A 15,666-nucleotide genomic window follows, 5' to 3' on the forward strand; every position below is an offset into this window, starting at 1 on the left:
AAAATAATCTTTAAAACAGTTCGGATATCCGAACCAGCGAATCTTAAGTAATGCAATCCTAATGTTATAACATAGAAATTTTTCATCCATAAAAAAGTCTCAACGCATAATAGACAAAAAACCTCTAAAGACAACTTAATATGAGTTACAGATAATTTAGATGACTATTATCAGTTAGGAAGCATAAATATTCTTTTATGTTGATATCATGCGTTTGGCAAGTAACAATGTAAATCATGTATAATTATAATATCTTTATGACCTTAATTTCGTTTTGAGGTGTTTATTTAGCTTTTATTGAAAAATAGATAATAAATTGGTGTATCGTTTTATGTAACCAAGATAAATTATTACAAAGGTAATGTAGAGTATTTTGCTTATGATAAGAGTTTTTTTTACCAAAAAGCTGAAAACAGCTTATGGGGATGTTATTGTGCTCGTCACATACTTTTTATTATCTTTTTTGCTACTCCAAACCAGTCTTCAAGCCGCAGATCCTCTGAGACTTATTAATTTTCGAACCATTGGTGATAGTGTTCATACGCGTATTATTGCGGTTTTTAATTCAAAACCAAATGTTCGTTTACAGATTTTGGACAGGCCAGCACGTTTGGTTATCAATTTACCTACAATTGACTTTTCGATGCAAAATACGCCTTTAAAGAAAAGGAATACATTATCCGTTATGCTTTCAGATGTGCGTTATGCTTTCTCTGACATACAGACTTCACGCATTGTTTTGACAAGTAAAACGGCTTTTGTAGTTGAAAAAAATGTCGTAAAAAAATTAAATAATGGTTTATGGCAGTTGCTGATTGATATTCGTAAAAGTACACAAGAAAAATTTGATGAGATATTAAAAAAACAGCAAAGGATCAATTTTGATACAAAAACACAGTTAATGCCAGCATATAATTTCCGTGTTGTTCTTGATCCTGGTCATGGTGGTATTGATGGTGGTGCGCGGGGGGGTACTGGAATTTTAGAAAAAGATGTGACTTTAGACTTTGCGCGTGCATTGCGAGACGAATTACAAAAGGATTCTCATATTACCGTTGCTTTAACACGAGATTCCAATATTTTTTTAAGACTAAGTGAAAGAGTTAAAAAAGCGCAAGAGTTTGATGCTGATCTTTTTATATCTATTCACGCGGATACGATTGATCTACATTCTCTTCGCGGTGCCACAGTGTATACCATATCAGATAAAGCCTCTGATGCCATTGCAAAATCTTTAGCTGAAAATGAAAATAAAGTTGATTTGCTTGATGGTTTGCCTGCAGATGAAACGCTCGAAGTTACAGATATTTTGATGGATCTTACACGACGTGAGACACATACATTTTCGGTTAATTTTGCAAATAGTGTTATTTCAAGTTTATCAAAGAATCATATTAACTTGATTAATAACCCACATCGGTATGCTAATTTTCAAGTTTTAAGAGCTTCAGATATACCCTCAGTCTTGATAGAGATAGGTTATTTATCCAATAAAGAGGATGAAAAGTTATTAAAGGATCCTCATTGGAGAAAACAAATGGCAGCCTCTATTGCTCATTCTATTCGTCAATTTGCTGATTATAGGCAGAAAATGGTACAGCCTCTTTAAATTTATGAGAAAATAGAGTATCAATATGGGCTTCTAGTGTACTCTGGTATAAATAAAAGATAGAAAACAATTTCTCTTGATCTCAATCTTGTGGTGATATCCGCGTGGTGTGTTTGAAGTAACGTATTTTTTTCTTTAATTAATTCTTAAGAAAGCGATAGCTGTTTTTATGATGATTTTTTTAAGATATCTTCTTCGTTTTTTTATTGTTATTGGACTTTATGGTGCAATAACGTGGGGTGTTATGACCAGTGGTCAAGCAAATGCACTCCCTGATTATGAAGTTCTTTCACTTTATGAGCCGCCGGTAATGACCCGTGTCCATGCTTCTGATGGCCGTCTTATGGCAGAGTTTGCAACAAAACATCGCCTCTATTTACCGATTCAATCAATACCAAAGCTTGTTATAAATGCTTTCATTTCGGCTGAAGACAAAAACTTTTATCATCATTTTGGTTTAGATCCTGAAGGACTTTCTCGAGCTTTGATCAATAATATTCGTAATATTGGTTCTGGAAGACGTCCAGAGGGTGCATCAACTATAACGCAACAAGTCGCTAAAAACTTCCTTTTAAGTTCAGAAACAACGTTAGAACGTAAATTTAAGGAAGCTATTTTAGCAATGCGTATTGAGAAAACTTATTCAAAAGATCATATTCTCGAGCTTTATCTCAATGAAATTTATCTGGGTCGTGGCACTTATGGTATAGCAGCTGCTTCTTTGACCTATTTCAATAAATCCGTCAATGATCTGACGCTAGAACAATGTGCTTATTTGGCTGCTCTTCCAAAAGGGCCAGCAAATTATGATCCATTTAAGAATACACAACGTGCTATTGATCGGCGTAATTGGGTTATAGACCGGATGATTGCAAATGGATATGTAACGCGTGAACAAGGTGAAAAAGCGAAAGCTAAACCTTTAGGAGCGACAATGCGTGGGAGTGATAGCTATGTTTTTGCAGCTGATTATTTTACTGAAGAAGTGCGGCGTCGTTTAATACATCGCTATGGGGCTAAAACACTTTATGAAGGTGGGCTTTCCATTCGTACAACGCTTGATCCGCATTTACAACTTATTGCGCGACGTGCTTTACACGATGGATTAATTAGATTTGATCATGCGCAAGGATGGCGTGGAGCTTATGCGCATATTGATGAGAAAGGTGATTGGGGGACAGAACTTGCAGATATCACAGGGCTAAGTGATGTTCCTGAATGGCGTTTAGCTGTTGTTCTTTCTACTAATCCCAACAAAGTAGAGATTGGTTTACAGCCACAGCGCGAAGCTTCAGGTATATTATCAAAAAAACGGGAAATTGCTGTTTTATCTGAATCTGATTCAAAATGGGCACTCCATGTTGTAAAAGAAAATGGTTATCGAAAAACTGTTCAGAGCTTATCTCATGTTCTGCAAGTTGGGGATGTTATTTTTGTTGAAAAACTATCCAATACAAACAACACTTATCGTTTACAACAAATTCCAAAGGTTGAAGGTGCAATTGTTGCTATGGAACCTCATACAGGGCGCGTTCTTGCTATGGTGGGAGGATTTTCTTTTGCCGCATCTGAATTCAATCGTGCAACCCAAGCTTATCGCCAACCGGGGTCTGCTTTTAAGCCTTTTGTTTATGCAGCAGCTCTTGATAACGGATATACACCAGCATCCGTTGTTTTAGATGGCCCCATTGAAGTTCGTCAATATAATGGTGAAGTTTGGCAACCCAAAAATTATGGAGGTACCTTTGCAGGACCTTCAACGTTGCGTTATGGTATTGAGCGTTCTCGTAATCTTATGACAATACGGCTTGCCAATGATATGGGAATGCCTCTTGTCGCTGAATATGCAGAACGCTTTGGGATCGTAGATAAATTGCAGCCTTATCTTCCCATGGCTTTAGGGGCTGGCGAAACAACAGTATTACGAATGGTTACAGCTTATTCCGTTATTGCCAATGGCGGACGCTCTATTAAACCTTCTCTGATAGACAGAATTCAAGATCGTTATGGGAAGACAATTTATCGTCATGATGATCGTATTTGCGAAAATTGCAATACGAATTCATGGAATAATCAAAGTGAACCCACATTGATTGATGAGCGAGATCAAGTTCTTGACCCTATGACGGCTTATCAAATTACCTCGATGATGGAAGGGGTTGTTCAGCGTGGTACTGCGGCACGTTTACGTTATCTTAATCGACATATTGCCGCTAAAACAGGAACAACCAATGACTCTAAGGATGTCTGGTTTATGGGATTTACTCCTGACATTGTCGTTGGTATTTTTGTCGGTTATGATCAACCAGCTCCGTTAGGATATAATGGAACAGGAAGTTCATTAGCTGCACCTATTTTTGGTGATTTTATGGCAGATGCTCTTAAAGGGAAGCCAGATGTTCCCTTTAAGATGCCAAAGGGTATGATTTTAATGCCAATTAATCGAAAAACAGGAATGCTTGCTGAAAGAGGAGATCAAGATGTCATTATAGAAGCATTTAAACCAGGGACTGGTCCTGCTGATATATATCAAGTTATTGGGAGTACAAATTCTTTTCAAGAAGGTGTTCCTGCAGTAACGACTTCTCCACAAGTCAACAAAGCACTTGAAAGTGGGACAGGTGGGCTGTATTAATCGACAAAATCTCCTTTTGCCATGAGTCATGGTTTTTATCTCTTTTTTACAATGTCGGTTCTGTAAATAGAGTGATAGAATTGTACCATTTTCTGATAGCAGCTATTAAATTTGTATAAAATGCTAAGAGACACAACCAAAAGAGTTTTTTAAAATACGGTGTTAAATTATGCGAGCAGAAATAGAAACATTAGTTGATGAAATCCAGAAAGCAATACAATTGCTAAGGGGGCATCTTTGACTGGGATCAATCACTAAAGCGTCTTGAATATCTTAATCAAAAAGCGGAAGATCCATCATTATGGGATGATGCACAACGAGCACAGGATATGATGCGTGAGCGTCAACGTCTCGATGATTCAATCAATGGTCTTTTATCATTTACAAAAATACTTGAAGAATGCATTGAGCTTATTGCGATGGGCGAAGAAGAAAGTGATATTGAAATTATCGCTGATGCAGAAAGATCAATACGTAATCTTAAAAATGAGATAGATAAAAGGCAAATTGACGTACTTCTTTCAGGAGAGGCAGATCCGAATGATACCTATTTAGAAGTTCATGCTGGAGCAGGGGGAACAGAAAGCCAAGATTGGGCTTCTATGCTCTTACGTATGTATATGCGATGGGCTGAACAGCATGAAATGAAGGTTGAAATTTTAGAAATTCATGATGGAGAAGAAGCAGGAATAAAGTCAGCGACTATTCTTGTAAAAGGGCATAATGCTTATGGAATGTTAAAAACAGAATCAGGCGTTCATCGCTTAGTGCGGATTTCTCCATTTGATTCGAATGCAAAGCGCCATACTTCTTTTGCGAGCATTTGGGTTTATCCAGTTATTGATGACAATATTGAAGTTGATGTTTCAGAGGCAGATGTGCGTATTGATACATATCGTGCATCTGGAGCAGGAGGACAACATGTTAACACGACAGATTCTGCTGTTCGCATCACACATATAAAAACGGGTATTGTTGTTCAATGTCAAACAGAACGTTCTCAACATAAAAATCGCGCTACGGCTTGGTCGATGTTGCGTGCACGGCTTTATGAAGAAGAGCTTAAAAAAAGAGAAGAAGAAACCAATGCTGCTGAATCTTCTAAAACAGAAATCGGATGGGGACATCAAATTAGATCTTATGTTCTTCAACCCTATCAGCTTGTCAAAGATTTGCGTACAGGAATTGAAAATACGGATCCACAATCCGTACTTAATGGTAATTTAGATGCATTTATAGAGGCAGCACTCGCACGGCGCATTTATGGACAAGACAAAAAAATTGAGGATATTCGTTAATTATATATCCTTCCTTCAAGCCATATAGATTTTTTCTTAAGCTGTTCGTTTTATTGATGCTGTGATGTTATATAGCCTTTGATACTTTAAAGGTTTAAAGGAGGATTTTCTTGTTTCTTTCTTCAATTTTTTCTCACACGCTAATTCTGCTTATGATATTGCAAGTGATAGGAAGAATCTGAAATAAGAAAAATTTGCGATATTCAGGGGACTAATATAAATGTAAAACAATTCATTATCCTTATAAATCAATATATTGTAAAAATTGAATCCATTGAAAAACTAAAATCAATTAGGGGAAATAACTTTTGCTTTTGAAGGTAAATCAAACACTCAATTTACAAGTTACCATTATGATATAAAAGTGTTGCAGTAGCTAAAACATTTTCAGCATGCCCAGATACGCTTACTTTGCGCCATTCTTCTACTATTATTCCATTTGCATCAATTAAAAAAGTGCTCCGTTCAACTCCCATATATTTGCGTCCATACATGCTTTTCTCAACCCAAACACCATAAGCTTCGAGGGTCGTTTTTTCTTCATCAGAAACCAAGATGACATCAAGTTCATGTTTTATTTTAAATTTATCATGTTTTTTTACATTATCTGGAGAGATTCCAATAACAGCAACACCGATTTCATCAAATTTCATCTTTAATTTTGTGAAATCAAGTGCTTCACTTGTGCAACCACTGGTGTCATCTTTTGGATAAAAATATAAAACAACAGGCTTTCCTTTAAAGTCAGAAAGACACACTGTCTCTCCTCCATCGCGCGGCAAAGTAAAATCAGGAGCAAAAGCACCTTTCATTGGTCTTGTCATTGTTTTCATCTTTCTTTTTTGTGTAACAGGTATAAGATATCAGAGTACACAGAAGAAAAGAACTATTCAACTCTCTAGAAATATTATTGTTTTGAAGAGACCTTTATTTTCCTAACAAAACTCGCCCTATCACAACGATTGAATTGAAAGAACAAGCTCGACGTGAACAACATAAACAAAACAGCAAAAGATTATACTGGTTTCATCACAACATGTTTTTTCTTACCAAAAGAAAGTTTAATGGTTCCTTCTGCACTGACATCCCCTTCAATAATAAGATGTGTTTCATCCTCAATAATTTGATCATTTACACGGACACCTCCACCTTGAACGTGTCGGCGTGCCTCACTATTAGATCTAGCGAGTCCTGCTTGTACTAAAAGAGTGAGCAATCCAACACCTTTTTTTAATTCTGAGGCATTAATTTCAACAGTTGGAAGATTTTCTCCCAGAGTTTTTTCTTCAAACGTCTTGCGAGCCGTTTCTGCTGCTGCATCAGCAAGAACACGTCCATGCAACATTGCTGTAATTTCTGTTGCAAGAATTTTTTTTGCTTCGTTAATTTCAGTTCCTTGTAATAGAGAAAGTTTAAGAATCTCATCCATCGGCAATGGAGTATAGAGCTTTAGAAATCGTGTTACATCAGCATCTTCTGTATTGCGCCAATATTGCCAAAATTGATAAGGTGAAAGCTTATCCGCATTCAGCCATACAGCCCCATTCAATGATTTACCCATTTTGGCACCGGAAGAGGTTGTCAGTAATGGTGATGTTAACGCATATAATTGCGGTGTTCCTAAACGATGTCCTAATTCGATTCCGTTAATAATGTTGCCCCACTGATCAGAGCCCCCCATTTGCATACGCAAACCATAACGTTTATAAAGTTCAACAAAGTCATAAGCTTGCAGAATCATATAATTAAACTCTAAGAATGACAAAGAGTGCTCACGCTCAAGTCTGAGTCTGACAGAATCAAATGACAACATACGGTTGACAGAAAAATGCTTTCCTACATCACGCAAAAATTCTAAGTAGTTTAAATTGCATAACCATTCAGCATTATTCACAATACAAGCATCGGTTTCTCGGACACCGAATGTCAAATAGTTAGCAAATACCTTTTTAATACCATCAATATTTGCAGCAATATCATCTTGTGTCAGAAGGCGTCGCGCTTCGTCTTTGAAGGAAGGATCACCAATCAATCCGGTCCCTCCGCCCATTAAAGCAATGGGGCGATGACCCGTTTTTTGTAACCAATAAAGCATCATAATCTGAAGAAGACTTCCAGCATGTAAACTCGATGCTGTTGGGTCAAATCCAGTATAAGCGCTTACAGTTTCTTTGGAAAAAAGATCATCTAAGCCTTTTTCATCTGAAATTTGGTGGATAAAACCACGTTCGCTCATAATGTGTAAAAAATCAGATTTAAAGGCAAACACAGATTTAATTTCCTAATTTAAGAGTGCATTATTTTATATAATAGGCGATTATATAATGAATTATTAATGTGTTATCTATCATAACTGACGCACACCTCACAAGAGAAAGAGACATATTGGTAGTATAAAGATAATAATACAGATATTATTTCCTTTTTACGCTAAAAAAGAAACTTCTTAGTAATAGAAAAAAGGTGTTCTGTTATTCTCATTTCTATCCTGAATAAAATTTAGAAAAGTTTTAAATGCAGACTAAAAAAATTACTTTGTTATGATCAGAGACGATTTTTGCTAATTTTTTATAAATCTATCGTATTTTCCTAAGTTAGTGAAAGTATTTCAGGAGGAGGAGCGAGAAGTTCATTGGAGATATGGTTATCCAAATAGTGGGCACATCGTTCAATAAGTTTTTCATGACATCCACTGAAAAAGTGATTAGCCTCTTCCAATATTTCTTGTGTAATAATGATACCTTTTTGTGTTTTTAATTTATCGACAAGTATTTGAACATCTTTTGGAGGGGCAACTTTATCGATACCGCCATGAATGATAAGTCCAGAAGAGGGACAAGGTGCAAGAAATGAAAAGTCATAAACATTAGGCTGAGGGGCAACTGAGATAAATCCCTCAATTTCCGGTCGGCGCATTAAAAGCTGCATACCAATCCATGCTCCAAATGAGTATCCTGCTACCCAACAATTTTTAGAGTCTGGATGTTGTGTTTGCACCCAATCGAGAGCAGCAGCAGCATCTGAAAGTTCTCCTATTCCATAATCAAATTCACCCTGACTACGACCAATACCACGAAAGTTAAAACGTAAAGTTGTAAAGCCACGTTGTTGGAACATATAAAAGAGGTCATAGACAATTTTATGATTCATAGTTCCACCAAATTGGGGATGAGGATGCAAAATGATCGCAATGGGTGCATTTTTTTGTTGTGAAGGTTGATAACGCCCTTCGAGCCGACCCGCGGGACCGTTAAAAATAATTTCTGGCATAAAATGCTCCTTAATGCAATAAAAGGCTCTCTTTGACCCTGGTCGACTTTTACCATAGAATCTCTTAAATAATTACTAGATATTCTTTTTTTAGTGCACTTTTCAAGAAAAATGCGCTATTTTTTCAATCAATTTATAAGATTAATGATTGCGATGTAAAATGGTTATAAAACGCCGATATTTTGATCATAACGCAACAACACCGCTCAAAAAAGTGGCACGGATAGCGTTACTGGAATCTTTAGAGATATTTGGTAATCCATCATCGGTTCATAAGGAAGGGCGTGCCGCTAAAACTTTGTTGCAAAAGTCCCGTCGGCAAATCGCTGAAAATCTTAAAACAGATCCAGATCACGTGGTATTTACCTCTGGTGCGAGTGAAGCCGCAATGACTTTGTTAACACCTTTTTACAATATGGGGAAAGCAAAAGTTAAATTTTCTCATCTTTACCTTGGAGCGACTGAACATCCCTCTGTTGCAGAGGGAGGACGTTTTTCTAAAGAATTGATAAGCGTCATTGATGTTGATCAAGATGGGCTCATACAACAAGATAAATTAACATCACTCTTAACGGTTCACGATAAAACAAAAGGTTTACCTCTTGTTGCTATTCAAGCTGCAAATAGTGAAACGGGTGTTATTCAACCGTTAACAGAAATCGCCGCTATTGTTCGGGATTTAGGAGGCACTCTTATAGTTGATTTGACACAATATGTAGATAAAAATTTTGTGGATATTCATCAGTTAGGAGGAGACTTTTTTATACTGTCTGCACATAAAGTTGGCGGTCCTAAAGGAATCGGTGCTTTTGTTTCATGTGGTAATCTTCTCATGCCACACCCTCTTATTATTGGAGGAGGACAAGAAAAAGGTCTCCGTGGAGGAACAGAAGCATTGCCCCTTATTGCTGCTTTTGGGGCAGCAATGACTGATTGCTTCACACAGGAGGAAATAAAACAGTTAATATATTTACGCAATAAATTAGAAGCTGGACTACAAAAAATAAGTAAAAATGTTGAGATTTTTGGCAAAAGAGTTCAACGTTTGCCAAATACAACTTACTTTACCGTGAAAAATATAAAAGCTGAAACGATGCAAATTGCTTTTGATTTAGAAGGGTTTTCTTTATCATCCGGCTCTGCCTGTTCTTCGGGAAAAGTAAAACAAAGCAAAGTGTTGGAGGCAATGGGGTATCATGTTCCAAATGGTGCCATTCGCATTTCGCTAGGGCGTGGCACAACTTCTGAAGATATTGATGATTTTCTGTCGTTTTTTTCTCAAATTATAAGCAGGAAAAAAGGGGAAGATTTATCATCAGAAAGTTATAAAAATTAGAATTATTTTAAAAATAAAATAAGTTTGATTGAAATTTTTGCGCTTTACCTATAGCCTAGGAGATAACTTGCTTACTTTAATCTTGTAAAAAACAAGACTTTAGTTACCGGTTTTTGACGCCAAAAAATGGAGAAAATTTATGCCGGCAGTACAAGAAACGATACGTCAAGTACGTGAAATAGATGTTGACCAATATAAATATGGTTTTGAAACCAATATTGAAACCGATAAAGCTCCAAAAGGCTTAAATGAGGATATTATCAAATTTATTTCCGCTAAAAAAAATGAGCCTGAATGGATGCTAACATGGCGCTTAAAAGCTTACCGCCGTTGGCTGACAATGCAAGAGCCTCATTGGGCGCGTCTTGAATATCCTAAAATTGATTTTCAGGAGCTTTATTATTATGCTGCTCCAAAAAATCATACAGGACCAAAATCTTTGGATGAAGTGGATCCTGAGTTATTAGCAACGTACGAAAAACTTGGCATTCCTCTTAAAGAACAAGAGATTTTGGCAGGAGTAAGAAAACAGTCTGATCCCTCCACTTTTGATGACAGTATGTCTGTATCGGGGCAGGTGGCTGTTGATGCAGTCTTTGATTCTGTTTCTGTTGTAACAACATTCAAAAAAGAGCTGGCACGTGCTGGTGTGATTTTTTGTTCTATTTCAGAGGCGATTATTGAACATTCTGAGCTTATTAAAGAATATTTAGGAACAGTTGTACCTATAAGTGATAATTATTATGCGGCCTTAAATGCAGCTGTCTTTACAGATGGTTCATTTGTTTATATTCCCAAAGGGGTTCGTTGTCCTATGGAGCTTTCAACTTATTTTAGGATTAATGAACGCAACACTGGCCAATTTGAACGAACATTGATTATCGCCGCTGAAGATTCCTATGTTTCTTATCTTGAAGGGTGTACAGCACCCCAACGTGATGAAAACCAACTTCATGCTGCTGTTGTTGAGCTTATTGCCCTTGAAAATGCAGAGATTAAATATTCTACAGTACAAAACTGGTATCCTGGCGATAAAGATGGAAAGGGCGGTATTTATAATTTTGTGACGAAGCGTGGAGATTGTCGAGGTGATAGCTCTAAAATTTCATGGACACAAGTTGAGACCGGTTCTGCGATTACTTGGAAATATCCATCCTGCTTACTCCGTGGTAATAATGCGCGTGGAGAATTTTATTCTATTGCTGTTGCAAACGGTTATCAACAAATTGATTCTGGTACAAAAATGATTCATTTGGGAAAGAATACATCCAGTCGCATTATTTCCAAAGGTATTTCTGCAGGTTTTTCAAATAACACTTATCGGGGACAAGTCACAGCTCATCGAAAAGCACAAAATGCGCGTAACTTTACGCAATGTGATAGTTTGTTAATCGGAAATGATTGTGGTGCGCATACAGTTCCTTATATTGAAGCAAAAAATGCAACAGCTCAGTTTGAACATGAAGCCACAACATCAAAAATTTCTGATGACCAACTTTTTTATGTTATGCAAAGAGGAATTCCTGAAGAAGAAGCTATCGCATTAATTGTAAATGGTTTTGTAAAAGAAGTCATTCAAAAACTTCCCATGGAATTTGCTGTCGAAGCACAAAAGCTTATTAGTATTAGCCTTGAAGGTAGTGTTGGATAATTTTATTTAATTAGATAAATAGAAGACTTTATGTAAAAAGGCTGTAACGGTAGCACATAATGCTAAAAATAACCTCTATGGTAATTACAAAAGTAGATGGATGCTAAGGTAAAATAATACGCATTGATATCTGAAAAACAGCCAAAACAGGATTAAATTATGTTAGAGATCAAAAATTTGCACGCCCGTATTGCTGAAACCGATACAGAAATTATTCGTGGTTTAAACTTGACAGTTCAAGATGGAGAAGTTGCCGCTATCATGGGACAAAATGGAGCCGGAAAATCAACTTTATCTTATTTGCTTGCTGGTCGTGATGATTATGAAATAACAGAAGGAGATATTCTCTATAATGGACAATCACTTTTAGAAATGGATCCAGCAGAACGTGCTGCATATGGTGTTTTTCTTGCATTTCAATATCCAATGGAAATACCAGGGGTAGCAACAATGGAATTTTTAAAAGTTGCGATGAATTCTCAACGCAAAGCGCGAGGTGACGAAGAACTTAAAATTCCTGAATTTATAAAATGTGTTAAAGAAGTTTCAGCCAAACTTGAAATAGATATGGATATGCTAAAGCGTCCATTAAATGTAGGTTTTTCAGGTGGAGAAAAAAAACGCGCTGAAATTTTACAAATGGCACTTCTTGAACCTACACTTTGCATTTTAGATGAAACGGATTCTGGTTTAGATATTGATGCACTAAAAATTGTTGCAGATGGTGTTAATAAACTTCGGGATTCAAAACGTTCATTTTTGGTGATTACCCATTATCAACGGCTGCTTAATTATATTATTCCTGATACGGTACATGTTCTTTATAAAGGACAAATTATCAAAAGCGGTGATAAATCCTTAGCGCTTTATTTAGAGCAAAATGGGTATGCTGATCTTATTAGAGAAGCGGTTTGAGGTTATTAAATATGAATGCACAGCAAAACTTGTTAACGGTTGAAGAAAATATACTCAGTAATTTTAATCAGTATGTAAACCACTTACCTGGTGATAAAGCTGTACAGGAAATCCGCAAGAAAACTATTGAGCAGTTTCAAACGACACGGCTTCCTTCCCGTAAAATCGAAAGTTGGCATTATACCAATCTGCGTACCTTACTGAAGTCTATTAGCAATTTTTCAAAAGTTCAAGACAATCAATTGGTTGATGCATTGCTTTCAGAAAGTGCTGTTTTCTCCATAAACAATGGAAAAACATCGATAGAGTCAAAGGTAGACAACATTGCAGTAAAACGCCTTTCAGACGCATTAGAAGATAATTCTGTACAGATAAATCAAAACATTTCTGATGAAGATTTTATTGGACAGTTAAATACAGCTTTTGTTACAGATGGTTGGCTTTTTCACATCCCTGAAAATACAAAGTTAAATATCCCCATTGAATTACAAAATATACAAATGGGGGGACAATCTCATATTTTTTCGGATATAAAAGTTGATAAAAATAGTCAAGTTATGTTTATTGAACATCAGGTTGGCAATGATAAAGATACCTTTGTCAGTTCAATATTTTCATTAAATGTTGCTGCTGATAGTGATGTTACGTGGATTCTCATTCGCAATCGTGATTTTAATTCTACACAATTTGGTCGATTTTGTGCTGTTCTTGCTCAAAGAGCGAAGTTATCGCTTTATGTCATTAATATAGGGAGTCAATTAAATCGCCAAGAAATCGATATTGAATTACAGGGAGAAGAATCTGATTTTCAATTACGCGTCATAAATTTATTATCAGGACAAACACATAGTGATCTTACAATGACTGTTCGTCACGTGGAAGAAAAATCAACATCAACCGAAATTATACGCAATGTGGTTACAGATAAGGCTGTTGGTGTTTTCCAAGGAATAATACGTGTTTCTCAAAAAGCGCAAAAAACAGATGCACGCATGGCTTGTAATAGCCTTATTCTTTCAGATGATGCAGAATTTAATGCAAAGCCTGAACTGGAGATTTTTGCTGATGATGTTGCATGTGGTCATGGTGCAACAGTTGCTAATATTAATCATGATTATCTTTTTTATCTTATGACACGTGGTATCCCTTTTAAAACGGCTCGTGCGCTTTTGATTAAAGGATTTATCTCTGAGCTCATTGATGACATCAAGCAAGATAATATTCAAATCGTTTTGGAGAATATCATTAGTAAATGGCTTGAAAAAAATGTTTAAGGTAGAAAAAATGGAAAATAACGTACAAACATTTACTTATAATGTCGAAGAAATTCGGCGTGATTTTCCTATTTTGCACCATCAAGTTTATGGAAAGCGATTAGCATATCTTGATAGTAGTGCTTCTGCCCAAAAACCAATGTCAGTACTCAATGCAATGAATAATTATTATCACTATAGTTATGCTAATGTGCATAGGGGAATGTATTTTTTAGCCAATATAGCAACACAATCATATGAAAATTCTCGTGAAACCGTTCGTGTTTTTCTAAATGCTCAAAAAGCTGAAGAAATTGTTTTTACGAAAAATGCAACAGAAGCTATTAATACTGTTGCTTATGGTTGGGCGATGCCAAAACTCAAAGAAGGTGATGAGATTGTTCTAACGATCATGGAACATCATTCAAATATTATTCCTTGGCATTTTCTCCGTGAACAAAAAGGGGTTAAACTTATTTTTGTTCCTGTCGATGAAAATGGTGTTCTGCACATTGAAGATTTCCAAAAGGCTTTAAGCGAAAAAACGCGGCTTGTTGCTATAACGCATATGTCCAATATATTAGGAACTGTGCCTCCTGTTAAAGAGATTATTAAGCTAGCACATCAAAATTCTATTCCTGTTCTTGTTGATGGTTCTCAAGGAGCAGTACATTTAACCGTTGATGTACAAGATCTCGATTGTGATTGGTATGTCTTTACAGGTCATAAGCTTTATGGTCCCACTGGTATTGGTGTTTTGTATGGTAAAGAAGATAGATTAGAAGAAATGCGTCCTTTTCAAGGGGGAGGGGAAATGATCGAGGAGGTAACAACCGATAAGGTTTTTTATAATGCTCCTCCTTACCGTTTTGAAGCAGGCACTCCTCCTATCGTTGAAGCTATTGGATTAACTGCGGCTATTGATTATATACAAGAGAAAGGTCGTAGCACGATTCATGCCCATGAGAGGTCCCTTTTAGCTTATGCGCAGGAAAAACTTAAAATGGTTGAGTCATTGCGTATTTATGGTCATTCTCCCAATAAAGGAGCTATTATATCATTTACAATTGAAGGGATTCACGCCCATGATATCGCTATGTTTATTGATAGAAAAGGGGTTGCGATACGTGCGGGAACTCATTGTGCACAGCCTTTATTACAGCGCTTTGGTCTAACATCTATTTGCCGCGCATCGTTAGCCATGTATAACACTCAAGAGGATATAGATCAATTAGTAGAAGCATTGCAAGAAACAAGGACATTTTTTAATGGCTGAATCAATTGAAGAGCGTCATTCTACAGAATCCGTTGAAACTGTAAGCGAAAATAAAAAATCTTACATATCAGCAATTCCAGCAGACGAAATTGATCGTATGACAAATGATATTATTGCTGCTCTCAAAACAGTTTATGACCCAGAGATTCCTGCTGATATTTATGAGCTAGGACTGATTTATCGTATTGATATTGAAGATGATCGTTCAGTAAAAATTGAAATGACTCTTACAGCACCGGGATGTCCTGTTGCGGGTGAAATGCCAGGGTGGGTAGAAAATGCAGTCAGTGCAGTTGAAGGGGTTTCGTATGTTGAAGTCACTATGACTTTTGATCCACCATGGACACCTGATTGTATGTCAGAAGAAGCTCAAATTGCTGTCGGATGGTACTAAAAGTATTGTTAAGAGACTCTAATTCAGCC

The 15,666-nt window shown here is 36.5% G+C and carries 12 protein-coding genes; 9 read left to right on the top strand and 3 right to left on the bottom strand.

The window, feature by feature from the left end:
- The first annotated feature begins 379 nt into the window (after positions 1-379).
- From ACFINU_RS03740 to prfB, 3 genes are all read left to right on the top strand, one after another.
- Complete coding sequence (locus ACFINU_RS03740; RefSeq protein WP_375618162.1) at positions 380-1,609, top strand: N-acetylmuramoyl-L-alanine amidase; 1,230 nt, start codon at positions 380-382, stop codon at positions 1,607-1,609.
- A 169-nt stretch (positions 1,610-1,778) separates the two neighbouring features.
- Complete coding sequence (locus tag ACFINU_RS03745; protein ID WP_375618161.1) at positions 1,779-4,244, top strand: penicillin-binding protein 1A; 2,466 nt, start codon at positions 1,779-1,781, stop codon at positions 4,242-4,244.
- 169 nt (positions 4,245-4,413) lie between these two features.
- A protein-coding gene (gene prfB, locus ACFINU_RS03750) for a peptide chain release factor 2 (RefSeq protein WP_375618160.1) occupies positions 4,414-5,542 on the top strand; the annotation gives its coding sequence in 2 pieces (ribosomal slippage) (positions 4,414-4,482 and positions 4,484-5,542; 1,128 coding nt in all).
- Between the two features lie 338 nt (positions 5,543-5,880).
- Here the strand turns inward: prfB and ACFINU_RS03755 are convergent.
- From ACFINU_RS03755 to ACFINU_RS03765, 3 genes are all read right to left on the bottom strand, one after another.
- A complete protein-coding gene (locus tag ACFINU_RS03755) occupies positions 5,881-6,366 on the bottom strand; it encodes a peroxiredoxin (protein WP_375618159.1) in 486 nt (161 codons plus the stop codon).
- Between the two features lie 191 nt (positions 6,367-6,557).
- Entirely contained in the window at positions 6,558-7,811 is a 1,254-nt protein-coding gene (gene tyrS, locus ACFINU_RS03760) for a tyrosine--tRNA ligase (protein WP_375618158.1), read from the bottom strand.
- 320 nt (positions 7,812-8,131) lie between these two features.
- Positions 8,132-8,812, bottom strand: coding sequence for an alpha/beta hydrolase (locus ACFINU_RS03765; RefSeq protein WP_375613441.1), 681 nt, complete (start codon positions 8,810-8,812; stop codon positions 8,132-8,134).
- 160 nt (positions 8,813-8,972) lie between these two features.
- Between ACFINU_RS03765 and ACFINU_RS03770 the strand changes: the two genes are divergently transcribed.
- The 6 genes from ACFINU_RS03770 (at position 8,973) to ACFINU_RS03795 (ending at position 15,637) form a co-directional block, all read left to right on the top strand.
- Complete coding sequence (locus ACFINU_RS03770) at positions 8,973-10,148, top strand: cysteine desulfurase family protein (protein WP_375618157.1); 1,176 nt, start codon at positions 8,973-8,975, stop codon at positions 10,146-10,148.
- Positions 10,149-10,287: 139 nt separating this feature from the next.
- Complete coding sequence (gene sufB, locus ACFINU_RS03775; RefSeq protein ID WP_375613439.1) at positions 10,288-11,799, top strand: Fe-S cluster assembly protein SufB; 1,512 nt, start codon at positions 10,288-10,290, stop codon at positions 11,797-11,799.
- 159 nt (positions 11,800-11,958) lie between these two features.
- Entirely contained in the window at positions 11,959-12,714 is a 756-nt protein-coding gene (gene sufC, locus ACFINU_RS03780; RefSeq protein WP_375618156.1) for a Fe-S cluster assembly ATPase SufC, read from the top strand.
- Between the two features lie 11 nt (positions 12,715-12,725).
- Positions 12,726-13,988 (top strand): Fe-S cluster assembly protein SufD, encoded by a 1,263-nt coding sequence (gene sufD, locus ACFINU_RS03785; protein WP_375618155.1) that lies wholly within the window; start codon positions 12,726-12,728, stop codon positions 13,986-13,988.
- A gap of 10 nt (positions 13,989-13,998) precedes the next feature.
- On the top strand, positions 13,999-15,243 hold the full coding sequence (locus ACFINU_RS03790) for a cysteine desulfurase (protein WP_375618154.1): 1,245 nt from the start codon (positions 13,999-14,001) through the stop codon (positions 15,241-15,243).
- Positions 15,236-15,637, top strand: a complete 402-nt coding sequence (locus ACFINU_RS03795; RefSeq protein WP_273787976.1) for an SUF system Fe-S cluster assembly protein — start codon at positions 15,236-15,238, stop codon at positions 15,635-15,637. Before ACFINU_RS03790 ends, ACFINU_RS03795 begins: the two co-directional genes overlap by 8 nt.
- Positions 15,638-15,666: the final 29 nt, after the last annotated feature.

It is taken from the genome of Bartonella sp. AC130YNZD (genome assembly GCF_042196865.1).
Taxonomy (GTDB): Bacteria; Pseudomonadota; Alphaproteobacteria; order Rhizobiales; family Rhizobiaceae; genus Bartonella.

What these genes read in the sequence shown, in the direction of transcription:
- ACFINU_RS03745 (WP_375618161.1), top strand. Translation starts at nt 1,779, where the DNA reads ATGATGATTTTTTTAAGATATCTTCTTCGTTTTTTTATTGTTATTGGA.
- ACFINU_RS03755 (WP_375618159.1), bottom strand. Translation starts at nt 6,366, where the DNA reads ATGACAAGACCAATGAAAGGTGCTTTTGCTCCTGATTTTACTTTGCCG.
- ACFINU_RS03740 (WP_375618162.1), top strand. Translation starts at nt 380, where the DNA reads ATGATAAGAGTTTTTTTTACCAAAAAGCTGAAAACAGCTTATGGGGAT.
- ACFINU_RS03795 (WP_273787976.1), top strand. Translation starts at nt 15,236, where the DNA reads ATGGCTGAATCAATTGAAGAGCGTCATTCTACAGAATCCGTTGAAACT.
- ACFINU_RS03765 (WP_375613441.1), bottom strand. Translation starts at nt 8,812, where the DNA reads ATGCCAGAAATTATTTTTAACGGTCCCGCGGGTCGGCTCGAAGGGCGT.
- sufC (WP_375618156.1), top strand. Translation starts at nt 11,959, where the DNA reads ATGTTAGAGATCAAAAATTTGCACGCCCGTATTGCTGAAACCGATACA.
- ACFINU_RS03790 (WP_375618154.1), top strand. Translation starts at nt 13,999, where the DNA reads ATGGAAAATAACGTACAAACATTTACTTATAATGTCGAAGAAATTCGG.
- sufB (WP_375613439.1), top strand. Translation starts at nt 10,288, where the DNA reads ATGCCGGCAGTACAAGAAACGATACGTCAAGTACGTGAAATAGATGTT.
- ACFINU_RS03770 (WP_375618157.1), top strand. Translation starts at nt 8,973, where the DNA reads ATGGTTATAAAACGCCGATATTTTGATCATAACGCAACAACACCGCTC.
- sufD (WP_375618155.1), top strand. Translation starts at nt 12,726, where the DNA reads ATGAATGCACAGCAAAACTTGTTAACGGTTGAAGAAAATATACTCAGT.